General features: G+C 46.4%; 22 protein-coding genes. 9 read left to right on the top strand and 13 right to left on the bottom strand.

From position 1 onward, the window contains the following. The first annotated feature begins 69 nt into the window (after positions 1–69). Together xseA and AYW76_RS17885 are read left to right on the top strand one after the other, a co-directional pair. Positions 70–1,404: an exodeoxyribonuclease VII large subunit gene (gene xseA, locus AYW76_RS17890; protein WP_067223776.1), complete on the top strand. Its 1,335-nt coding sequence runs from the start codon at positions 70–72 to the stop codon at positions 1,402–1,404. Positions 1,405–1,483: 79 nt separating this feature from the next. Continuing rightward, positions 1,484–2,371, top strand: a complete 888-nt coding sequence (locus tag AYW76_RS17885; protein WP_067223773.1) for an EamA family transporter — start codon at positions 1,484–1,486, stop codon at positions 2,369–2,371. A gap of 8 nt (positions 2,372–2,379) precedes the next feature. Here AYW76_RS17885 and AYW76_RS17880 read toward each other — a convergent pair whose 3' ends face one another. From AYW76_RS17880 to AYW76_RS17835, 10 genes are all read right to left on the bottom strand, one after another. Next, entirely contained in the window at positions 2,380–3,198 is an 819-nt protein-coding gene (locus AYW76_RS17880; protein WP_067223771.1) for an ion transporter, read from the bottom strand. Positions 3,199–3,280: 82 nt separating this feature from the next. Continuing rightward, positions 3,281–3,556 carry a hypothetical protein gene (locus AYW76_RS17875; protein ID WP_067035691.1) on the bottom strand — a complete coding sequence of 92 codons (276 nt, stop codon included), beginning with the start codon at positions 3,554–3,556 and terminating at the stop codon, positions 3,281–3,283. 84 nt (positions 3,557–3,640) lie between these two features. Then, positions 3,641–4,195, bottom strand: a complete 555-nt coding sequence (locus AYW76_RS17870; protein ID WP_067035694.1) for a mechanosensitive ion channel domain-containing protein — start codon at positions 4,193–4,195, stop codon at positions 3,641–3,643. Between the two features lie 15 nt (positions 4,196–4,210). Further along, a complete protein-coding gene (locus tag AYW76_RS17865) occupies positions 4,211–5,098 on the bottom strand; it encodes an AEC family transporter (RefSeq protein WP_067223768.1) in 888 nt (295 codons plus the stop codon). Between the two features lie 74 nt (positions 5,099–5,172). Next, positions 5,173–6,144: a substrate-binding domain-containing protein gene (locus AYW76_RS17860; protein ID WP_082866302.1), complete on the bottom strand. Its 972-nt coding sequence runs from the start codon at positions 6,142–6,144 to the stop codon at positions 5,173–5,175. Positions 6,145–6,178: 34 nt separating this feature from the next. Next, complete coding sequence (locus AYW76_RS17855; RefSeq protein ID WP_067035700.1) at positions 6,179–6,973, bottom strand: ATP-binding cassette domain-containing protein; 795 nt, start codon at positions 6,971–6,973, stop codon at positions 6,179–6,181. After that, a complete protein-coding gene (locus AYW76_RS17850) occupies positions 6,973–8,061 on the bottom strand; it encodes an ABC transporter permease (protein WP_067223765.1) in 1,089 nt (362 codons plus the stop codon). Before AYW76_RS17850 ends, AYW76_RS17855 begins: the two co-directional genes overlap by 1 nt. 92 nt (positions 8,062–8,153) lie before the next feature. Further along, on the bottom strand, positions 8,154–9,173 hold the full coding sequence (locus AYW76_RS17845; protein WP_067035706.1) for a sugar ABC transporter substrate-binding protein: 1,020 nt from the start codon (positions 9,171–9,173) through the stop codon (positions 8,154–8,156). A gap of 141 nt (positions 9,174–9,314) precedes the next feature. Further along, entirely contained in the window at positions 9,315–11,825 is a 2,511-nt protein-coding gene (locus AYW76_RS17840; protein WP_067223762.1) for a PAS-domain containing protein, read from the bottom strand. Continuing rightward, positions 11,825–12,559, bottom strand: a complete 735-nt coding sequence (locus AYW76_RS17835) for a response regulator (protein ID WP_067223759.1) — start codon at positions 12,557–12,559, stop codon at positions 11,825–11,827. Before AYW76_RS17835 ends, AYW76_RS17840 begins: the two co-directional genes overlap by 1 nt. 202 nt (positions 12,560–12,761) lie before the next feature. Between AYW76_RS17835 and AYW76_RS19445 the strand changes: the two genes are divergently transcribed. The 5 genes from AYW76_RS19445 to AYW76_RS17815 all read left to right on the top strand — a co-directional run bounded on the left by AYW76_RS19445 (position 12,762) and on the right by AYW76_RS17815 (position 16,604). Further along, the gene (locus AYW76_RS19445; RefSeq protein WP_231872652.1) at positions 12,762–13,670 is read left to right on the top strand and encodes a DEAD/DEAH box helicase; all 909 of its coding nucleotides are present in this window, start codon (positions 12,762–12,764) and stop codon (positions 13,668–13,670) included. Positions 13,671–13,720: 50 nt separating this feature from the next. After that, positions 13,721–15,097 (top strand): ATP-dependent helicase C-terminal domain-containing protein, encoded by a 1,377-nt coding sequence (locus tag AYW76_RS19440; protein ID WP_231872651.1) that lies wholly within the window; start codon positions 13,721–13,723, stop codon positions 15,095–15,097. A gap of 155 nt (positions 15,098–15,252) precedes the next feature. Then, positions 15,253–15,792, top strand: coding sequence for a DUF6795 domain-containing protein (locus AYW76_RS17825; RefSeq protein ID WP_067223757.1), 540 nt, complete (start codon positions 15,253–15,255; stop codon positions 15,790–15,792). Then, positions 15,780–16,328, top strand: coding sequence for a DUF6795 domain-containing protein (locus tag AYW76_RS17820; RefSeq protein ID WP_067223753.1), 549 nt, complete (start codon positions 15,780–15,782; stop codon positions 16,326–16,328). The genes AYW76_RS17825 and AYW76_RS17820 overlap by 13 nt, the downstream gene beginning before the upstream one ends. Positions 16,329–16,349: 21 nt before the next feature. Then, the gene (locus tag AYW76_RS17815) at positions 16,350–16,604 is read left to right on the top strand and encodes a hypothetical protein (protein ID WP_067223749.1); all 255 of its coding nucleotides are present in this window, start codon (positions 16,350–16,352) and stop codon (positions 16,602–16,604) included. A 64-nt stretch (positions 16,605–16,668) separates the two neighbouring features. On the opposite strand, the gene AYW76_RS17810 is transcribed toward AYW76_RS17815, so the two are convergent. Next, positions 16,669–17,670, bottom strand: coding sequence for a phosphotransferase (locus AYW76_RS17810; protein ID WP_067223746.1), 1,002 nt, complete (start codon positions 17,668–17,670; stop codon positions 16,669–16,671). Between the two features lie 18 nt (positions 17,671–17,688). After that, positions 17,689–18,165, bottom strand: coding sequence for a hypothetical protein (locus AYW76_RS17805; RefSeq protein ID WP_067223742.1), 477 nt, complete (start codon positions 18,163–18,165; stop codon positions 17,689–17,691). Positions 18,166–18,483: 318 nt separating this feature from the next. On the opposite strand from AYW76_RS17805, the gene AYW76_RS17800 reads away from it, so the two are divergent. Continuing rightward, positions 18,484–19,290 (top strand): flagellin N-terminal helical domain-containing protein, encoded by an 807-nt coding sequence (locus AYW76_RS17800; RefSeq protein WP_067223740.1) that lies wholly within the window; start codon positions 18,484–18,486, stop codon positions 19,288–19,290. Positions 19,291–19,446: 156 nt separating this feature from the next. Next, positions 19,447–20,790, top strand: a complete 1,344-nt coding sequence (locus AYW76_RS17795) for a DUF2254 domain-containing protein (protein WP_067035738.1) — start codon at positions 19,447–19,449, stop codon at positions 20,788–20,790. Positions 20,791–20,799: 9 nt separating this feature from the next. Here the strand turns inward: AYW76_RS17795 and AYW76_RS17790 are convergent, their stop codons facing one another. Continuing rightward, positions 20,800–21,309: a DinB family protein gene (locus AYW76_RS17790; protein ID WP_067035741.1), complete on the bottom strand. Its 510-nt coding sequence runs from the start codon at positions 21,307–21,309 to the stop codon at positions 20,800–20,802. Positions 21,310–21,924: the final 615 nt, after the last annotated feature.

Below are 21,924 nucleotides of genomic sequence, written 5' to 3'. Positions count from 1 at the left end.
CTGGGTTTAAGATGGCAAGTAATTCTACTCCAACATTATGAATCGGTAAATCAAAACCAAGTGAGATTGATGAAAAATTTTACAACTTTGCACAGTTCAGAACCTACTTTCACGGTCTCAGAATTGAACCGCCAGATTCAGCAACTGCTAGAAGCCAGTTTACCTTGGATATTAGTAGAAGGAGAGATCTCTAACTTGGCGCGTCCAAGCTCTGGACATTGGTATTTTTCCCTCAAAGATGATCGCGCTCAAATCCGCTGCGCCATGTTCAAAGGTAAGAACATGGCGGTCAAATTTAAGCCCAAAGACGGTGACATGGTGCGTTTGCGCGCACGCGTTACCTTCTATGGTGCGCGCGGCGATTGTCAGCTTATGGTCGAAGGGATGGAGGCCGCTGGTGAAGGCGCCTTACAAGCTGCATTTGAGCGTTTAAAAAACCAGCTACAAGCAGAAGGCTTATTCGAACAGTCACATAAAAAACCGTTACCTAGCCGCCCTGAGCGAGTCGCCATCATCACCTCTTCGAAAGGGGCTGCGGTGAAGGATATGGTGATTGCTTTCAAACGCCGTTTCCCACTCACGGAACTGACCATTCTGCCTACCTTGGTTCAAGGCAATGGTGCTGCTGTGAACATACGCCAGCAGCTTGAGCGAGCCGATGTAAGCGGTCACTTCGATGCGATCATTGTCGGACGTGGCGGTGGTTCGCTGGAAGATCTGTGGAGCTTTAACGACGAAGCGCTTGCGCGCGCCATTTTCAATGCAAAGACGCCAGTGGTATCCGCTGTGGGTCATGAGGTTGATTTTACTATCGCCGACTTTGTTGCCGATGTGCGAGCAGCAACCCCTACTGCGGCGGCTGAACTGCTCAGCCCAGACATACGCAACCTAGAGCAGAAAATTACACATTTTGAGCATCTGTTTACACGCCGCTTTGAACAAACCCTGCAACAGCACCAACAGCGTTTAGACTTTTTGATCAGACGTATTCGTCACCCTAAAGAGCGAATAGAACAGCAACAACAGCGCCTCACGCAGAGCAAACAGCGTTTACAAAGTGCCCTACAGAGCCAATTGAAACAACGTCAGGTTACGCAGCAACATGTGTCACAGCGTTTAATGTACGCGGCTCCCATCAAAAAGATTCAATCGCATCAGGAACGCATCGAGGCATTACAACAACGTATGCGTTTAGCATTGGAGCAAAACCTACACCGTAAGCAAGATCGCTTTGCCAATGTGGTGGCTAAATTAAACTTGGTCAGTCCTTTGGACATTTTGTCTCGTGGTTACGCGATTGCCAGTAAAGGCAAGCACGTGGTTCGTTCTGTAGAAGACGTGCAAGCAGGAGATGCCATTCAAGTTCGTGTCGCAGATGGCACCATCGACTGCGAAGCCAAATAATCGCCATTCGCCACACTGTCTGTTGCTTTGGCGGCAAACTGAGTAAAGTGATTGCTCAACACAGATAAGGAATCACACCATGACGGCAAAAGATTTGCTGCTCGGACTCTTCATCATTTTTGCTTGGGGGTTCAACTTTGTAGTCATTCGCTTGGGGTTGGACACCATGACCCCGATGATGCTCGGCGGTGTACGCTTCTTATTGTTGGCCATGGTCGGCTGCTTTTTCTTTGCACGGCCTAAAACACCGTTAAAATGGTGGATCGCGTATGCTTTAACGCTTAACTTCGGTCAATTTGCCTTTTTGTTCAGCGCTATGATATTTGGTATGCCTGCAGGGCTTGCCTCACTGGTGCTGCAATCACAAGCCATTTTCACACTGCTGTTTTCTGTCTTACTGCTTAAAGAAGTGGTACGTCCTTATCAAGTTCTAGCCATTGCAGTCGCTTGTGGTGGGTTAGCCATCATTGGGGCCGATGGCGAGGACACCAGCATGACTGTAATCGGTTTTGCTCTTACTCTAGCAGGTGCATCAAGCTGGGCACTGGGCAATATCGCCACCAAAGCCATCATTCAAAAAGGTTATCAAGCGGATCTTAGTTTAATTGTCTGGAGTGCATGGTTCGCTGCGCTGCCCTTTTTCATCTCATCGTTTTTTGTCGACTCCCCAAGCGTTATGTGGTCCAACATTGTCGAGATAAATTGGTCAACCTTAGCCATCTTGATCTACTTAACGCTCGTGGCAACGCTTGGAGGCTACGGTTTATGGAGTTATCTGATGTCACGCTACAGTGCAGGCACGGTTGCCCCTTTGTCATTAGGGGTGCCTGTTGTAGGGCTGACGTCTGCGGCCGTTGTACTCGGTGAGAGTATCAGCCATCAGCAATGGCTAGGGATTTCTGTGGTATTGATTGGCTTGTTGATGAACACGTTTGGCGGTCGCTTACGCCGCCGCCAAACGCACTAGTCCCATCGCTATTCTTTACGATCAAGCTTATCACTCAAGGCTTGTACTTGTTGTTGCAGTTGGGAAATTTGATCCACCAATGCTTGATGGTGATCTTCTTGATTCTGGTGTTCTTCTGCCATGGTTTCTCGACTCATCACTTCCAGTACGACACCGACCATCATATTAAGGAAGACAAAGGCCGTCAGGAAAATAAAGATGATGTAGAAAATCCAACTGAGCGGGTAGACCTCCATCGTCTCATACATCACATCGGTCCAATCTTCGAACGTGGCGATCCGGAACAACGTCAGCATAGAAATCGCAATATCACCCCATAAATCTTGGTTGATATGGCTGAAGAAGATCGCACCAGCCGCACCAAAGATATAAAAGATAATAAACATTAACAGGCCGATATAGCCCATTTTAGGAATGGCTTTAAGCAATGCGTTAATCAGCATGCGTAAATCCGGAATGATCGACACCAATCGCAACACGCGCAGTACGCGCAACAAACGCGCGACCAACACCATGTCGGTATTAGAGATAGGAATAAGACTGCCAATCACAATGACTGTATCAAAGATATTCCAAGGATCTTTAAAGAAGTCGGCTTTGCGATCGTAGGCGGCGAAGCGAAGAACAATTTCGACCAAGAAGAAAACGGTGATCAGAGTATCGAGGTAGTTGATCCCAAGCTCAACCGAATACGGTAACGGATAGGTTTTTGCCCCGACCGTGAGTGCCGCGATAATAATGATGGTGATGATAAAGCTTTGAAACCAAACGCTTTGCTCAATACGCTTGAGGGTATCAAACCAAGTTTGAGAACGGGCCGTAGTCATTGCCTTGTTTTACTCCTATTGAAATAGCTCGGTACGAGCGCGAGTATCCTAAGACAATGACGGTTCAGATAAAATCCCTAATTTAACTTCGTTTCACTCGTACGACTTTCATGATTTCCATATCAATGCCTGCAACGGACTCTTGAGCAGGGTAATAGGTAATGTTTACGCGCGCGCCACGTAGCGAGTGATACTTGCCTTGTCGTCTAAAACGAAACGGTACATCGTAGCCTTCTATCATCAAGGTATGTAGAACCCAGTCTTCTTGGCTGCGCTGAACGTGTGACTTCACTTTCATTGCGTCACTGTGGATGAGGCCGGGATGCTTAGAGATCAGGGCTTCGGGCTTGGATTTCATCGAACTCTCCTACCGAACGTGCGGACATAATATAAACAAGGCTTAATAGTATGCCACAAACCGAATAGGCTGAGTAAATTTTGATCAATCTTTGCTTTTTTCGGTTTCCTCATCATTACTTTTTAGCAACTGGGAGTGGCTTTTGGCTTCGGCTTCATCGCGATAGCAAATGACGGCTTTTTGTAAAATCATACTATTTGGGTACGTCACCGTGTCCCCAGTGACACGCGTGATAATGACATGGAACGTTGATATCTCATGAATTTGACCAAGGATCTCTTCATCTTTATCAACCACTTTAACCCAATCGCCAACACGGTAAGGAAAACCGAAGAAAATAATAAGACTCGCTGTTACATTGCTTAAAATAGACCACTGAGCAAATAAGGCGATACCAACCACGGCAAACACGGATGAGAAGAACACCGCCAACTGCCCATAGCCCACCCCAAGCACCACGCACAGCAAAAGCACAAACGCGACCGTCAAACCTAGATTGATAATCTTCGAAACTAGGATCATGCGAAGTTCATTAATACCTTGGCGCAGTGCGACGGCTCTGATCGCCGTCGAAACAAGCCGCATGGCCAAAAAGTACCCCGCGACCAGCAGTATCGCTAAACAGATATGGAGCCACATAGGCCCTCCTCGTTGTTAAAGCACGAAATACAACGCCACCGGAATGCACACCAATGACATTAAGTTACCTAGAAGCACGATGGATGCCACCTTTTGAGGTTCCTGTTGGAACATTTCCGACACCATGTAATTCAGCACAGCTGGTGGTAGGCAAGCGAAAATCACCAGATAGGCAAACCAATCTTCGCGCAAACCAAACAGCCAATAAAATGCATACGCCGCCACAAGCCCACTAACGGGACTTACTAGACCACTGATCACGCCAATACGCCATTGACCAAAATCCACATCTTTCATACGAACGCCTAACGCAAACAGCATCAGAGGAATGGAGATTTGCCCCAGCATGTCGATGCCTGTACCTACCGCGATTGGCATTGACCAATCTTGCCAACTCCATACAACACCAACCGCAGTGGCTATAATGATGGGCATTTTTAAAAGGTTAAACAAATTAGTACGCGGGTTCAGTAGGTACATGCCCACGGTGAAATGCAGTAGATTCTCAATCAAAAACAACACCACGGCAATCGGCAGTGCGGCCTCTCCAAACGCTAACACCATTAAAGGAATGCCTAGATTACCACTGTTATTAAACATCATCGGTGGCACAAAGGTTTTGAACTCGTAACCTAAAGCACGGGCAATAGGCCAAGCCACAAGACCAGAGCCTAAGACAACAAATGCGCCTGCAGCGACTAAAGGTAAATAGGCTTGTATCTGAAAGTCTTTTGAGGCCATCACCGAAAAAATGAGCGCAGGAATAAACACACTCATATTAATGCGATTGGCCACGCTCATATCCGTGGGACGAGCACGCGCGTAAAAGAAACCAATCAAAACGATGATGATAAGAGGGAAAACAGTATTGAAGATTTGCTGAAAGAGACTGGTAGTGTCCATATAACATCCTTGACGATAACCTCGTTAGAGTAACGAGGTTCATCAAAAACACCAATGCCAGTCTTAAAAATACTTTATTCGTGCGCGCTCTTCTGCACTAACTGAGCAGGAATCAGTATAAAACGCTGACGCACCTCTTCACCTTTCAGTAAGGCTAAGCCAATCTCAACCGCACGCTCTGCCATCAGTTTAGGCCGCTGGACCGCTGTCGCAATCCATAGATTAGGTTGCTGGATCGCATCTATCGCAAATTGCGACCCATCCACCGAGGCAAGCACAAACTCGTTTCGGTTGGCATGCTGCGCCGCCATTAACGCGCCAGAAGCCGTTGGGTCATTGATGGCAAACACGGCATCTAAATGATCGTACTCTTCCATTAGATAGGTCATGGCCTCCATGCCACCTTCTTGGCTGCCTGTGCCATTTAAGCGATCACTTAGCAAAGTGATGTTGGGGTAACGATTAATCGCAGACTTACAACCAGCAACGCGCTCTAATACCGAGGATACCGACACACCATTGATGATCACAAATTGTCCTTGATAGCCTATTTGCTTCGCTAATCGTTCGCATGCGATAACACCAGCCTGAACATTATCTGTCGTAATCGTCGCATCTGCGCCCTGAGCATTGACATCCACCGCAATGACTTTAATGCCCGCTCGCTGAGCACGCGCTACCACAGGCGCTATTTTATATTCGTCAGCCGCCGTCAGAATGATCAGGTCCACTTTACGGTCGATGAATTCATTAATCTGTCGAATCTGGCGTTTAAAGTCATAAGCATCTGAACGTACGATGACCTCTATAGGCCGACCTTCAACCAATTCATTGGCTCGACGTGTCGTAGAGTCTACTAATTCGACAAAATAAGGGTTACCCAGATCCACTACGCTGATGCCGATCGAGCGTAGCGGCTGATCAAGCTCGTTATTAGCTAACGAGCTGGTAACAGTCACACACAGATAAAGTACCCCAGCCAGCCCTATCTTTCGTGCGATCGAACAACACCAACCGCTTGCTTGGAGGATAGATTGCTGTGCCATGATGACCTCTATTTATGTCTGATTGTGGCTAACTTTACGCAGCCTCCGAATCGGAGTCCACTTCCATCGCGCCGGTCATGATTGCAACCGCTTCCGACATGGTGTGAGATTCAGGCGTAATCGTCGCCGCACATTTGCCTAAGCGGTGAATATGAATACGATCGGCGACTTCAAACACGTGCGGCATGTTATGACTGATCAGAATAATCGGCAAACCACGGTCACGCACTTCTTTAATCAGATTCAATACTCGACGGGATTCTTTTACCCCTAATGCAGCAGTAGGCTCGTCCATAATCACCACTTTACTGCCAAACAGCGCAGAGCGCGCCACCGCCACACCTTGTCGCTGGCCACCAGATAGCGACTCTACCGCCTGAGAGATATTTTGAATGGTCATCAGTCCAAGCTCTGTCATCTTAGCTTGAGCACGCTCTTCCATGGCTTTTTTATCCAACATACGGAACACAGATCCCAATATGCCTGGTTTACGCAGCTCACGACCTAGAAAAAGGTTATCGGCAATATTCAAAGCCGGAGACACGGCCAAATTTTGATACACCGTTTCAATGCCTAACTCGCGCGCTTCCATCGGTGAATTAAAATGAACTGGCTTGCCGTCCAATAAGATTTCCCCTTCATCTGGCACCAAGGCGCCAGACAAGGCTTTGATAAGAGACGATTTCCCCGCGCCATTGTCACCAATGACCGCCAAGATTTCACCTGGATACAACGTCAAATCAGCGTGATCAATGGCCGTCACACTGCCATAACGCTTTACAATACCACGCGCTTGAAGAACCGGTTGTTGATCGTAATGAGCTGTCATTATGCTGTCCCCTTTCTGATCCACTGATCCATGCCTACCGCTACAATAATCAAAATACCCACGGTAAACTCTTGCCAAAGTACATCAACACCAGCGAGCGCTAAACCATTCCGAAACACACCCACTACCAGCGCACCAATCAAGGTACCAAAGATCGACCCACGACCACCAAATAAACTACAGCCTCCGATCACTACTGCGGTAATACTGTCTAGGTTGGTAGTATAGCCAGCTTGCGGGCTTACCGAACCGATACGTCCGATCAATACCCAAGCACCAATGGCACACACGACACCCGCTAAGACATATACGGATAATAAAACACGATCAGTGCGGATACCGGCTAGCTTGGCTGCCGCAGGATCATCACCGGTGGCGTATACATGACGCCCCCAGGCGGTCCAATTCAAGGCGTACCAGATTAATACAAACAGCGCCAACATCAGCAGTGACCCGTAGGTTAACCGAGCGCCAAAGAAGCTAACGGTTTCACCTAACCATTGTAGCAACGGTGCATTGTTGGCAATTTCCTGTGAACGAATGGTTTGACTTTTTGAGTACCAAAGATTCAGTGCAAAAAAGACGTTCCATGATCCCAGTGTCGCGATAAAAGGCGGCAGTTTAAAACGTGTAATCAGGGTACCGTTAATCAAGCCTGCCAACGCACCAACGCCCATGCCAATCAACAGGGCCATCCAAGCTTCAAGCCCGTGATCAATGGCCATACGCCCCATCACGACAGATGCCAGCACCATGATGGCGCCAACCGAAAGGTCGATACCAGCGGTTAAAATAATTAACGTTTGTGCCACACCGATCACACCGATGATAGTGACCTGCTGTAACACTAGAGATAAGTTAAAGGGGTGTAAGAAGCGGTCTCCAACCAAAATACTGAAGCCAATAATGGCAAAAATCAGAACAATGGTTGGTGCGGCGACCGGGTACTTATGAAGAAATTTCTGAAAGCGCTGTAGTGGCGTATCTTTGTCTTCGAAATTCGCTACATAACTACCACTGCCAGCCTGATCAGCGATTTTATCGTGATCCAACACCGGTGCAGACGGTTTTGGGTTAGCAGAACTCATAATGTTAACTCCAAGCAAAAAAACCACCGCTGGCGGCATCAGCCAGCGGTGTTAGGCAGGGTTGCCTTAAACAAGGTGGAAATTTTAGGCGGTTAGCCCCAACACATAGCTAGGCCAGTTTTTGATGTAACAGAATCAACACCTTGAGCCGGTTCATCTGTTATCAACTGTACGCCTGTGTCATAAAAATCAAGACCGTCAGAAGCCGTTGGGCGAGTACCCGACTTAGCAAACTCAACGATTGCACTGACACCTTCTGAGGCCATTTTTAGAGGGAATTGCATAGAAGTAGCGCCAATCACACCATCTTTGATGTTGCTGACACCAGGACAGCCCCCATCAACGGAGACAATCAATACGTCTTTTTCCATGCCAAATGATTTCAGCGCTTCATACGCACCAGCGGCGGCTGGTTCATTAATGGTGTAGACCAAGTTCACACCTGGGTCTTTTTGCAGTAAGTTTTCCATCGCACGACGACCACCCTCTTCAGAGCCTTGTGTCACGTCGTTACCTACGATGCGAGGGTCTGTTTCATCACCCATTTGATTTGGATCGTTTAGATCAATGCCGAAGCCTTTCAAGAAACCTTGGTTACGCGCTACGTCGACCGTAATTTGGCTGGTACTCAGGTCAAGCAATGCGATTTTAGCGTCTTCCGCTTTATCACCCATTTTCGCTTTGGCCCATTGCCCAATCATTTCACCCGCTTTGAAGTTATCGGTCGCAAATGTCATATCCGCTGCGCTGGCAGGCGACAGTGGCGTATCCAAAGCAATCACCAACAAGCCCGCTTCACGGGCTTTTTCAATAGTCGGCACAATACCGGCCGTGTCACTTGGGGTAATGAGAATCCCTTTCGCACCAGATGCGATTAGGTTTTCGACAGCTTGAACTTGTGTTTCGTTGTCACCATCATAGCGACCCGCGAAGGTACGCAGCTCAACGCCAAGCTCTTCAGCTTTCTCTTGGGCGCCTTCTTTCATTTTGACGAAGAAAGGGTTGGTATTGGTTTTAGTAATCAGACCAATGATCGGTGTTTCCGCCATCGCAGTAGTAGACAGTGCGCCGGCAGCAACAAGACAAGCAAGTTTACGGAAGTTAGATTTCATGAAACGACTCCAATATTGTTTTTATTCTCGGCTTATGCCGTCGAAACAGGCCGTCATAGCTGTTTCATAAATTAATATCGACGATGAAAACTAACGAAAAATTTCAGAGATTAAGGATGGCCTTGAAATATTTGTAACAATTCAATCTGTGAAATGAAAAACTTTCTCTAACTCACTGATTGTAAAAGGTTTTGAAAGCAATAAGTCACTATCGTTGAGTCCGTAACTTTCTACTAATTCGTGTACAGGTAAGCCCGACATTAATAATACTTGCCCTTCCCAGCTTGTATCGGCCTTCAACCTATGTGCTAAATCGACACCGTGTAACTCGCCAGCCAAGTTGACATCACTCATTATCAAATCGGGATGAAAAGAGCGCTCTAGTCCCGTCAAAGCGTCTTCTGCATACTCGAAGGTTTGTACCATGCAACCAAGCTGTTGTAGCTGTTCACGCATCACATGAGACACTTCAGGGTCATCCTCTACCAGCCAGATAACCGCGTCATTCGGCAGCTGTACTGTGGGTAGACTTTCTTGATTTGAAGGCATTTCTGCCAGTTCAGTCGGCGCCATCAGCGGTAAAAACAAACAGACTTTGGTCCATTGTCCCTCTTCTGAAGTCACCCGTATCTCGCCGCCACTTTGTTTGACAAAACCGTAGATCATACTCAGTCCAAGTCCACTGCCCTTACCCACTGGTTTGGTGGTGAAGAACGGCTCAAAAATACGCCCAAGCACCTCTTCAGAAATTCCACTACCGGTGTCTTCTACTTTTAGTCGAATAGCAGCCACGTCGGAATCAGGTAACTGAGTCGCTTTGGTTGAAAAGCTTAATGTGCCGCCACGAGACATCGCCGCGGCACTGTTGAGTGACAAATTTAGCAGCGCATTTTCCAATTGAGATGGATCAATCAAGCAACGCTCTTGTGGGCAATTGAGGTCGACTGTCACCTGAATATGATTGCCGACACTGTATTCCACTAAATCCAACATGCCCTCAATTAAATCGTCGATATGTGTCGCTTCAGGAAACAGTTGTTGTCGCCGACTGAATGCGAGCAAACGATGCACCAAACTGCTGCTCTTCTCGGCAACGGCTAACGCTCGCTCGATATAACGTGCTTGGTCATCGGTTTTAGGAGATGAGTCGGACAACATTTGCAGATTGCCCATAATAGCAGCCAGTAAATTATTAAAATCATGGGCTACACCGCCGGTTAACTGCCCCAGCACTTCCATTTTTTGCGCTTGGCGCAGCTGGCTTTCGACGCTTTTACGCTCAGTTAAGTCCGTATACAGTGTGACAAAACCGCCGTCTGGCATGGGCTTGGAACGAAATTCGACGATTTTCCCCGAGTCAAAGTGACGCTCAAAACTTTGGCTACGATGGTGTCGTGAGGCATTGATCTCATCCATCTGAACCAGCTGGTTTTCCATGTTGAGGTTCTTGTGAGAGCTTTGCGTAATGAGCTGCTGTACCACTTGTATTGGCATACCGCGATAGAGCTGGTTTGGCTGAATATCAAAAAGCGCTTCGTAACCTTTATTCCATGCAATTAAAATGCCCTGTTCGGTAAACACACTCAAACCATCGTTCATATTATCGAAGATGGTTTCCAGCAAACGTTTTTGTTCGGTGAGCTCGGCAGATACTTCCAAGCGTCGAATGGCATCACGCCGAAATACTTCAAAAGCATTGGCCAGCGTGCCGATCTCATCGTTACGACGCATGGGCGGATTACGCGAATCCACTTGCCCTAATGACAACTCTTTCATTCCTTGTGTGACGGCCCCTAAATCCCGTGTCATACGTCGGCTAGATAGATACAGGTAACTCAGCCCTAATACCAAAAATAGTGAGATTCCTATTAACCAGCGCTGACCATTGGCGACTACTTCGCCAACCTCCATGCGCTGTCGAGACACTCGCTTTTGCAGTGTGCCAACGAAAGCACTGACCTGGGTGCTAAGTTGTTCGGACTTCGCTCGCAGAGCGATCAATAAATAACGTTTGCGGTCATGGATTTCATTCAAGCGAGCTTGCGCTTGCAGCAGTGATTGCGCGATGTCGCGTACCTTTGGGTCGCTATCGACTAGACGTAACTGGTCAACCATTTGTCGTGCGACTTGTCCAGGCTCTTCGATCAGATTTAACAACCAAACTAACGCCTGTTGTTGCGATACAGTGGGTTGTTGTTGAGATCTTGAGACGACAGTTCTAATGGCAAATTGTTGCGCTAGGCTGTCTTCACGGATATACAACTCTTCGTGGACAAGTGTCACTAACTCATCCAATGTCGTGTCCAGATCCGCTAAGCGGTCTTCAATTTCACTTCGAAATACCGTGTCTTTTAAGTTATCAGCGACGCTGCGTAAATCCGTAATACGACGATTTAAACGCTCTGATTCCACTTGCAGTTGAAAAGGTCGCGCCGAACCAGCAGCATAAGGCGCTGCCGCGGCAAGCTGGGCAACATTTTCCGCTAACGTCAATGCAGTGCTGATTTCGGGGAGTGTCTGCGCTTCAAAATCCGCTAAGGAAGCTTCACTGATACGCATGGATTGCCAGCCAATTACCACCATAAAAGCAGCCACCATACTGATTGCTAAAATAACAATGGACGCTTTTTGACGAATGCTGACTTGGCGCATTAGCCGACGCTCTTGCTGACAGGACCTTGGAATAAATACCCCAAACCACGTTGGGTTTTAATAAACTCTGGCGCTTTAGGATTGGCTTCCAGCTTACGACGTAAACGTAGAATCAGCACGTCGACTGTACGATCAAACACTTCCGTTTCGAGGCCTCGGCTTAAATCAATGATTTGCTCACGACTCAGTACTCGATCGGGCCGTGTCGCCAGCGTTTCTAATAAAGAAAACTCACCTAAAGTGAGTATAACCTCGTCCCCTTGTTGGTCACGCAATTGGCGTGACGTCAGATCTAGTATCCACTTACCAAAATATAAACAGTCGTGATCTGTGCTCAGTGTCTGAGTTGGTATATGGCGGTTACTGCGACGCAATAAAGCATGAATACGTGCGGTCAGCTCACGTAGATTAAAGGGTTTCATCATGTAATCGTCCGCCGCCAGTTCAAGACCCAGAATACGATCCGTCTCGTCCCCTTTGCCCGTTAACATCATGATCGGCATGTCAAAGCGCTCTCTGACTTCTCGCGCTAGCTGTAATCCATCTTCTTCTTGTAAGTAGAGGTCCATTAAGATCAAATCAACGGGGTGCTCTTCTAAGCACTGCCACATCATCACACCATTTTGGGCATCAAACACTTGATAGCCTTTTTGAGCCAAGGCGTCACTCAATAAGTGCCGGATATCCGGCTCGTCATCAACGATCAACAGGGTCTTTTTTCCGAGCTCGCTCATGCTGTTATCTATCCTTTTTATTTCTTATAGTTTGGCTGGATCGGCCCGTGTCGCAAGAAGCTTTACCATAAGATTGTTAATACACCATTAACAATCATATCGTACGTCTTTTTTATATCGTTCATACCTTAGTGCGAGGCATGTTGTCACTGAAATTCTAAACAAATATCGCTATTATGCCCCCTCGCTACAGGGGATCATTATGACGTTTGCTTTGCCTATCTACTCTATCATTCCAGATTTAAAATTACAGTTAGCTCAGCACAATGAAGCCATACTTGAAGCCGCCCCGGGGGCGGGGAAAACAACGGCTGTACCTCTGGCTCTTCTCGATGAAGCGTGGCTCGGTCAACGCAAAATCATCATGCTTGAGCCCCGTCGGCTGGCCGCTAAGTCCGCAGCGAAACGACTCGCAGATCAACTTGGCGAACCGCTTGGGCATCGTGTTGGCTATCAAATACGCCAAGAAGGTAAACAGAGCGCTCATACTCAAATATTAGTCGTTACTGAGGGCATTCTCACCCGAATGTTGCAGGATGATCCCAGTCTCGATGAGGTTGCCTTAATTATTTTCGACGAGTTTCATGAGCGTAACCTACATTCAGATTTGGCGTTCGCATTAAGCCTACAGGCCAGACTACTGTTCCGTGATGACGATCCACTTAAACTGTTAGTTATGTCGGCCACCCTCGACAGTGAACGATTAACTGAACTGCTGCAGTGTGATCCGATCATTTGTGAAGGACGTCAATTCCCCATTAGCATGCGCTACAGCAATCTGTCACTCAAGCAACAAGACATACCGCAACACGTCGCTAAACTGGTTCACCAAGCCTTACAAGAAGACAATGGCTCAATACTCGTTTTTCTACCCGGCCAGCGTGAAATACGTGCCGTTCAATCCATGCTTGATGGCACCCTACCAGCACAAACCGAACTGCTCAGTTTATTTGGTGATCTGAGTCTATCGGAGCAAGAAAACGTCATTGCACCTGCACACGCTGGTTATAGAAAAGTGGTTCTCGCCACCAGCAACGCGCAGGTCGCGCAGGCCGATTACAAGCCGGTGTCTGCTACCGCTGGTGGTCGGCAGATCAGCAACACCGTTTAAGTCCACACAACGCTCCACAAATCGAGCTGGAAGACTTAAGCCACTTAGTCATGGACGTGGCTCGTTGGGGGGCACAAACCCTAGAGGAACTCGATTGGATCAGCCCGCCACCGGCTGCTCACTGGCAGCAAGCTCAACAATTATTAACGTCGCTAGGTATTCTAGAGCAAAGTACCCAGTTGACATTAACCTCAACGGGAGAAACTCTAGTAGAGCTGCCTTTACCACCGAGGTTGGCACGCTTGCTACTGGACGCCCAACGTTACGGACAACTTCAAAGCGCCACGGAAGCCGCGGTATTACTCTATGATGGCGCGGCCAAAAGCACACAAGACTCTAGCCTACTAAGTGCCATTGAATATCGAAAAACTGGCTCGCAAAAACACGCTTGGCAACGCACGCTATCCGGGTTATCCAAACACTTTTCTGAAGCGTCTGCACCAATACAGCGATCTTTAGCGGAATGCCTTGCAGTGGCCTTTCCGGACCGGATCGCCAAGCGCCACCGCCAGCATGACGATCATATTTTATTTAAGCTAAGCAATGGTCGCCAAGCGGCTTTGCCAAGCCATGACAGTAACGCTCAGTCTGAGTTTTTAATTGCATTGGAATTAGGTGGACACGCCGAACGCGATGCGGATCAAATATATCTGTCTCATCCTATTCTTAAACGCGAGCTTGAAAATGCTTTAGCCGATCGACTTGCGAGAGTAGAACGCTGCGAATGGGATAAAGCCAGTGGCGGCTTAATCGGTGCGGAAGAAACCTGGTTGGGTAAATTAAAGCTTGATCAAATATCTCTCACACCGCTACCTGAGTCCGCCGTGACGTTAGCAAGCTGTCACTATATTCGACAAAAAGGCTTAAGTAGTCTTCATTGGGATGATGACAGTCTAGCACTCAGGGCCCGCATCCGATTTGCCCATCAACACCTAGACGCTGCCATTCCCGACGCCAGCGATCGTTGTTTGTTGAAGCGACTAGAAGACTGGCTGGCGCCTTATTTGGTGGGCGTAACGCGCATTCAACAATTGGAAAAAATCCGCCTCGTTGAACCACTGATGGCGCTGCTCAGTTGGTCCCAGCAACAGCAACTCAAAGCATTACCTTTGCGGGTCCAAGTGGCATCGGGGTCAAGCATCAAAGTAGATTATCAAGGCGATGTCCCTGTTATACGAGTCAAACTGCAAGAAATGTTCGGCGAAACCCAAAGCCCTAGAATTGCAGGGAAAGTGGTTAAAATAGAGCTGTTATCACCCGGCCAACGCCCCTTGGCGGTGACCATGGACTTAGCCTTTTTCTGGCAAGAAGCCTACCCAGACGTACGCAAAGAAATGCGTGGACGCTACCCTAAGCACCCATGGCCAGAGAACCCACTAACAGCCGAAGCAACAGCCAAGACCAATCGAGCCTTACGTAACTCGTAAGGCTCGAAACCCACAACACCATGTCAGCTTATCGTCAATCAAATGAAAGTTATATTTAAACCCTCTTTCACCCAATAGACCCACTCTTTCATAATTCTGCTTGGTTTATTTTTAGCCAAAGATCAATTTAATCAATAACAGAGAAAGAACTTCTCATGTCTTCTTTTGCTCGCCCAATCGTTAAAGCAATGTTCAGCCACCCCAAACTCACTATGGGAAGCGCTCTGATTTTATTGGTACTTTGGTTATCGTCCGCAGTATATGGAGATGAAGGAATGGGACTGTTCAAAAAGAAAGAGGCTGGGTGCGTGTTCTCGGGCTTTGAAGGCCAGCTGCTCTATGAAGGAGAGCCAGCGGCTGATGCCGTATTAATACGAAAATATGAGCTGTTTGGCCGAAAGGGTGAAGACAAAACCATCGCAGATGCGAAAGGAAACTTTGAATTCGACTCTGTTTTTTGGGAATTCACGGAACCATTCATGACACCAACAGGCTTCCTAGTTCATCAGCAAATATTCGTTCAATATCAAAATACTGAGACTCAAATATGGGGTGGAGCTAAAGGCAAGACACACGAACTCTCAGAGTTCAATGACGAACCGACAGATCTTATTTGTGAATTAACCAATAAGCCTAAAAGAGTTGATATTGAGGAATACGGATTTATTACGACACGCTGCGTATGGAAAAACTAATAGAAGGAATTTGTCGTGCAAACAAAGTAATGTTCAGCCTCCCAAAACTCACTATAGGAAGCGCTCTGATTTTATTGGCACTTTGGTTATCGTCCACAGTATATGGAGATGAAGGAATGGGACTGTTCAAAAAGAAAGAGACTGGATGTGTGTTCTCGGGCTTTGAAGGCCAGCCGCTCTATGAAGGAGAACCAGCGGCTGATGCCGTATTAATACGAAAATATGAGTTATTTGGTCGAAAAGGTGAAGACAAAACCACCTCAGATGAGAAGGGAAACTTTGAGTTCGACTCTGTTTTTTGGGAATTCACTGAACCATTTATCACACCCACGGGCTTCCTAGTTCATCAGCAAATATTCGTTCAATATCAAAATACTGAGACTCAAATATGGGGAGGTGCCAAGGTCGAGCCTCCTGAGCTATACGAGTTTAATAATCAACAGCCGAATAACTTAGTTTGCGAGATTACTGCTGGTGCCAAACGTGTTAGTACCGGAGAAAGAGGCTTTATAGGCACAAACTGCCACTGGAAATAAACATGAAAGGAAATTTAGATAATGGACACTATCAGCCCAAATATTGCCGCTTCTTTGGCCGATGAAGTTTATGGTGTTACAGATAATTTCTCTTTAGCTACATTTATAGGTAGAGACGAGTTTAACTCCGAATGCGAAAATACGGTTCATTTACATGCCGATGTTGGCTCTCGATTAATTCAAGTTTCAGATGGCGTTGATACCTGCGCTCGCGGAGCAGGAGATTACGAAAATGACCCTTTATTATCTTTCACGCGCCACTTCTCACAATTATGACGCAGACTGGCTAACCGATGAACTGATCTTTCTTTTCAGAAAACAAAAGTAAATGCCCGCATCTCTAGGTCAATAAAATGTTTAATCCTTGCTGGGTAAGCTTACGGCTAAAGCTCGTATTTTTTGCATGGGTTGGACACCAGCCCATGATAAAACGATGGAAGTCCGCCCACGCCACAGGAAATAATCGATACCATTCCGTGATAACAGACTCCGCAAAGTCAGGGGATTCGCCACGAGCAATCATGCAACGTGCTAATTCACTAAAGTAGACATCGAGCAAATACTCTAAATCTTCTTCAAGCTGAACTTCACTTAAACAACTGCCGAGGAAATACGCCACATCTTGCACACCTATACCGCGGCCCACGTATTGGAAATCAACGGCGGCTACGCTTGATGCATCAGCTGTAAAGCAGAAATTGGCAACTTTAGCATCGCCATGCACAAGCGTTTGATAGCGCGCTTGGCGTAATGTGTTGTCTATCGTCTCGGCCGCGTCCTTGAGTGGACTCGCAATCATCGCCTGCCACTCATTTGGACGTGTCGCAAGGTGCCAGTAGGTACCTTGAGGCCATAACCCCACCGGCCAAGACTCACTGGGATCGGGCGATATAAAATGAGCGTGAAAGGTTGCCAGCCATTGCAAAACTGCCACTGCTTGCGAAAGGTCTAGCTGTGTATGCCTTTGATCAAACCCCTTTTCGTCTAAATCTTCCAGGAGTAAAAAAACCGTGTCGTTTTGCTGTAACACGCCTAGACAATGCGGCACACGCGCGACATTGACACAGCCATTGGCCCAATTCTGGTACCAGTTCGTTTCTACTTCATAAGAATGAACCTTGCGTTGATGGGCTAGGTCCGACTGCCATCCTCTAGGATGCCCTTGGCTAGACGAGCTATCAATGGCTTTTAGAATCACATGAAAGTAACGGTCTTTTACTTTCACCGCGTAGCGTGAGATATGTCCATATCCGCTCCACAACGACTGCAACGTTTCAACATGCGTTACGTATTCAGCATCAAGTATGCGCTTAATAAAGAATTCTGGGGCATATGAGGTCATCGTCAAGTTCTTCGAATCCTAAGCAAAATGACGTGAGGCAAGGTATAAATCGAAGACCCAACGCCGATTAAGGCCGACTCTTCGCTTTACCGCTCTGACTAAAATAAAACAGCCACGATCTACAAATAAAGAGCCCACAATATCTTTCTCTTTATGCCACGAGAAATTTACATCCTCTTTTTCTATTTTCTTAATGCCGCTTTTTATCATGGCATCGTAATTTCCAATCCTTAGCAATTGTTGTAATCGTTCAGGAGAACAATGACTTATGAGGTGAGAATTAAGACCTACTGCCAACTTGTTTTGTTCTGAAAACCGTATGAACTTATGCTCTAACATTTGAGGGGTTAACGCATCACATCCCACATTATTCACTTTGAAGGACTCTACTAGCTTAGTAAATTGGCTACGATTATGTTCCCGAGGCAACACATCATAATTCCCTGACATGGAGGGTAATGCCTTTTTATGTCGTGAGAAGAAACGCTTAATCATTCAATATGACTCCAGCTTTGGTGTACATCTTTTTGATGATTATATACATTGGATTCATTCCTTTCTCTCAATGTCTGAATACCTTTTCCTAAGCTCGTATCGCCAGTGACCTAAACACTTACTCACCTTTATAAAGCCACTTACTCGCTATGAGGATTTACTATTTTACGATGAGACGGTGTCTAAAAGCGCTTTTCTGTTTGAAAAGTTCTTGTCAAACTTAGACAAAATTCTGATCGATTTTTAATCTATCCAACTTCCAACTATACTAAGAAAGTTACAAATTCCATATCGCCAATTCGCGGCAAGGATGATTACATGAGTATTAATAACATAGGCTCAAATTACGTTAACACCTCTGCTACGCAGTCACTTAATACAAGCCAAACTAATCTTGCTAGTGGTACACGTATCAACAGTGCTGCAGACGATGCAGCAGGCCTTCAGATTGCTAATCGGTTAACGAGCCAAATCGATGGGAACGGACAAGCTGTTGCGAACAGCATGTCTGGTATTTCTGTAACACAGATTGCACAAGGCGGGTTGGAATCGATTACCAAAGACCTGTCGTCATTGCGAGAGCTAGCGGTGCAGGCTGGTAATGGCATTTATTCTGATTCTGACCGACAGGCGCTTCAACAACAGGCCAACGCTCTTCTGGAGAATATTCAGGGAACAATAGGCTCAACCACCTTTGCAGGACAAGAGCTTTTAAGCAGTGACAGCACTCTTGATTTCCAAGTGGGCCCGGATGCTAATAGCACGATGGGAGTCAACACTAACGATGTAAGTGACACCCTTACTACAAATGGCTTATTTGCTTTTGATATCACTAATCAAGCCTCTCTCGACAGTGCATTGAGTGCGGTCGACAGCAGCTTAGAGAATATTGACAGCTTGCAAGCAGAATATGGCGCGACCCAAAATGCATTTAGCAGCCGTGTTGATGCATTATTAGAAAGCCAAGCAAATGAATCAGCAGCCCGATCACGGATACAAGATACTGATTTTGCAGGAGAAGTAAGCAACCAAGTAGTTAACAGTATTCTCGAACGCTCATCAGTTGCTGTTCAATCCCAAGCGAACGCAGACGCCAGCAGAGTGCTCAATCTACTCACTAATTAGGACATGTAAGCGCTTTTAGTATTAAGTATGCTAAAAGCGCTTTTTCCTATGAGAATGAAAAATTAATACACTCGCCCATATTTTTGCAACGCCTATTGCCCTCCTGTGTCATTATCATAACGCTGTAACTAAACGATAAATCATAAAAAGGAAGTAATGGTGCAGATCTCACTTTTCCCAACCAACAAGTTACTCAAAACCTATGACACGATACGTACGAGTTTTTGGTTTGTACCTTGTCTGATTATTTTTGCAACACTTCTGTTATGTTCATCATTACTTTGGGTGGATAAAAATTTACATCTACAAGACATCCATTGGCTCAATTTTTTATACCATGCAGATGGGAGTATTACTCGGGACTTGCTAACCACGGTAGCAGGAAGTGTTATGACAGTAGTGAGTATTACTTTCTCTATCACAATGGTTGCCCTTACCAATGCGTCGTCTCAATTTGGCCCTAGGCTCATCCGAAATTTCATGAATGATCCTAGCACCCAATCCGTATTAGGTGTTTTTACTTCTATCTTTCTGTATTGCTTAGTATTAGCGCGAGCCACAGACAACTTCGCTGGCGGAGAATACCTGCCTGGACTGACTCTAGGCGGGGCCATATTATTGACCTTCAGCGGTATTCTTTTGCTGATCTACTTTATTCATCACGTAGCCATCAACCTGCAAGCTGACAACGTGATCGATAAGGTATTCGAAACAATGCAGACAAATATCCTCCATATATTCGATGAGCAAAGAAGTAATGAGGCTAAAAATACTTCATGTAAATCCATCGAAAGACCCCTTAAAAGCGCTTTTACTCCCATCCATATAAAACGATCTGGTTATGTACAAGCGATTAATTATACGAGTTTGACTCAAATTCTATCTTCTTATGACCAATGCGCAGAGTTGCTTATTACACCAGGTGATTACATTACCTCTCGAATGGTTGTTATACATCACTCAGGAGATGACCCCTCACCTTCTCAAATTGAATCACTGCTAAGCTGTATCACGCTAGGCGCAAAACGTACGCCAATACAAGATCCTGAGTTCGCTATTTTGCAATTAGTAGAAATCGCCTTAAGAGCCCTGTCACCAAGTATCAACGATCCCTACTCTGCCATTGTCTGTGTCGATAAATTGAGTACCACTCTTTGTAATTTGCTACACAAAGAATTTCCACAGGGTATCGCCTGCGATAATGAGGATAAACCTAGGCTTATATTTAAAAAAGCCTCCTTTGAAAGCTTAGCCAACAGCGCTTATGACCAAATTCGCCAACATGCAAATAGAAGCCTCTCCGTACAGCTGAGACTACTTGAGGGGCTGTGTCGTATAGCGGAACAGGCGCAAAATCAGAAACATTGGAAGTTCATTCGCCAGCAAAAAAACATGCTGGAACACGAACTAAAAAAACGTGACTTTGTCGATCATGATATGCAAGAAATAAATGAACGCATTACGTGTTTAGAGCATATCATGGCCAAACGATCCCTTTGAGCGGATAGCCTAAGTGTTACGCTCAACCACATCCGGTAACCAGATTAAGTCTGTTAGGCCCACATCTAGGCCAACCTGGCACAATAACGTGGTGACCTGACCGCGGTGGTGCGTTTGATGATTAAAGAAATGATTTACAGCTAACCACATCTCATAACTGCGTGGTTGAGGGTTCACCACGCTGCGATACTCCAATGTGCTGTCTAATACATCATCGGTTAAGCCATTTGCCCAATCGATAATAGCTTGGTCGGTTGCTTCTCTATCTGTCTTTAAGTCAAGAAAACTATGATGAATTTCTTCATCTAACTTAGCCACAGTATAAGGCGAACCAAGGAAACGGCCGAGCCAGATTTTGTCACCAAGCAAGAGATGGTTTAATGTTCCGTGAATCGATCCAAAGAATGCCTTGCGGTCTTCTCTAAGCTCTTGATCTGATAACTGTGAACAAACGTCATAAATACGTTGATTCATCCAGCGGTTATAGTTCGCCATATCTTGTGCCAACGCTGGGCGCATAATTTCATCCTTTTCAGAGCAGTCATAGAATTATTACATTATTAAAAATGTAAGCTTCTAACAATCAGTTCCACCTATTTCGTTAGAGAAGCGCAGCAATGCAACCATTAATAATGGTTAGTTTCTCTCTCATACTCGAAGTGGTGAACGCCTGCGGCGTGTTGAGAGCCCCTTCTGAGTTCGGGATGGGATCAGGTGGTGCTCTGTCTCTGTTTTTCTGAACACCTTCTCTGACTGATGCCATAAGGCGCATGCTTTTGATGTCACGCGCTGACGCGTCGAAGCATGAGGCAGGCGCAAGCGGGGCACAGAAGGGATGCGCAATATAGATGCGTTGAGGTGCGAAAAACCACAGACACAAAAAAGCCCTGACAGCGTCGCTATCAGGGCTTCCTTTGTAGGATGCTTGACGACGACCTACTCTCACATGGGATCCCCCACACTACCATCGGCGATGGTGAGCGCCTGCGGCGTGTTGAGAGCCACTTCTGAGTTCGGGATGGGATCAGGTGGTGCTATGCCTCTGTTTTTCTGAACGCCTTCTCTGACTGATGCCATAAGACGCACGCTTTTGATGTCACGCGCTGACGCGTCGAAGCATGAGACAGGCGCAAG

This window comes from Marinomonas gallaica (assembly GCF_001639745.1).
GTDB lineage: Bacteria > Pseudomonadota > Gammaproteobacteria > Pseudomonadales > Marinomonadaceae > Marinomonas > Marinomonas gallaica.
The sequence above is the reverse complement of the archived record's forward strand: the minus strand, read 5'-3'. Positions and strand labels throughout refer to the sequence as shown.

Bases quoted from the DNA above. Each gene is read 5' to 3' on its own strand.
- AYW76_RS17880 (WP_067223771.1), bottom strand. From the start codon at position 3,198: ATGACTACGGCCCGTTCTCAAACTTGGTTTGATACCCTCAAGCGTATT.
- AYW76_RS17845 (WP_067035706.1), bottom strand. From the start codon at position 9,173: ATGAAATCTAACTTCCGTAAACTTGCTTGTCTTGTTGCTGCCGGCGCA.
- AYW76_RS19445 (WP_231872652.1), top strand. From the start codon at position 12,762: ATGACGTTTGCTTTGCCTATCTACTCTATCATTCCAGATTTAAAATTA.
- AYW76_RS17815 (WP_067223749.1), top strand. From the start codon at position 16,350: ATGGACACTATCAGCCCAAATATTGCCGCTTCTTTGGCCGATGAAGTT.
- AYW76_RS17805 (WP_067223742.1), bottom strand. From the start codon at position 18,165: ATGATTAAGCGTTTCTTCTCACGACATAAAAAGGCATTACCCTCCATG.
- AYW76_RS17800 (WP_067223740.1), top strand. From the start codon at position 18,484: ATGAGTATTAATAACATAGGCTCAAATTACGTTAACACCTCTGCTACG.
- AYW76_RS17855 (WP_067035700.1), bottom strand. From the start codon at position 6,973: ATGACAGCTCATTACGATCAACAACCGGTTCTTCAAGCGCGTGGTATT.
- AYW76_RS17810 (WP_067223746.1), bottom strand. From the start codon at position 17,670: ATGACCTCATATGCCCCAGAATTCTTTATTAAGCGCATACTTGATGCT.
- AYW76_RS17885 (WP_067223773.1), top strand. From the start codon at position 1,484: ATGACGGCAAAAGATTTGCTGCTCGGACTCTTCATCATTTTTGCTTGG.
- AYW76_RS17835 (WP_067223759.1), bottom strand. From the start codon at position 12,559: ATGAGCGAGCTCGGAAAAAAGACCCTGTTGATCGTTGATGACGAGCCG.
- AYW76_RS17870 (WP_067035694.1), bottom strand. From the start codon at position 4,195: ATGTGGCTCCATATCTGTTTAGCGATACTGCTGGTCGCGGGGTACTTT.
- AYW76_RS17820 (WP_067223753.1), top strand. From the start codon at position 15,780: ATGGAAAAACTAATAGAAGGAATTTGTCGTGCAAACAAAGTAATGTTC.
- xseA (WP_067223776.1), top strand. From the start codon at position 70: ATGAAAAATTTTACAACTTTGCACAGTTCAGAACCTACTTTCACGGTC.
- AYW76_RS17875 (WP_067035691.1), bottom strand. From the start codon at position 3,556: ATGAAATCCAAGCCCGAAGCCCTGATCTCTAAGCATCCCGGCCTCATC.
- AYW76_RS19440 (WP_231872651.1), top strand. From the start codon at position 13,721: ATGGACGTGGCTCGTTGGGGGGCACAAACCCTAGAGGAACTCGATTGG.
- AYW76_RS17790 (WP_067035741.1), bottom strand. From the start codon at position 21,309: ATGCGCCCAGCGTTGGCACAAGATATGGCGAACTATAACCGCTGGATG.
- AYW76_RS17860 (WP_082866302.1), bottom strand. From the start codon at position 6,144: ATGGCACAGCAATCTATCCTCCAAGCAAGCGGTTGGTGTTGTTCGATC.
- AYW76_RS17865 (WP_067223768.1), bottom strand. From the start codon at position 5,098: ATGGACACTACCAGTCTCTTTCAGCAAATCTTCAATACTGTTTTCCCT.
- AYW76_RS17825 (WP_067223757.1), top strand. From the start codon at position 15,253: ATGTCTTCTTTTGCTCGCCCAATCGTTAAAGCAATGTTCAGCCACCCC.
- AYW76_RS17840 (WP_067223762.1), bottom strand. From the start codon at position 11,825: ATGCGCCAAGTCAGCATTCGTCAAAAAGCGTCCATTGTTATTTTAGCA.
- AYW76_RS17795 (WP_067035738.1), top strand. From the start codon at position 19,447: ATGGTGCAGATCTCACTTTTCCCAACCAACAAGTTACTCAAAACCTAT.
- AYW76_RS17850 (WP_067223765.1), bottom strand. From the start codon at position 8,061: ATGAGTTCTGCTAACCCAAAACCGTCTGCACCGGTGTTGGATCACGAT.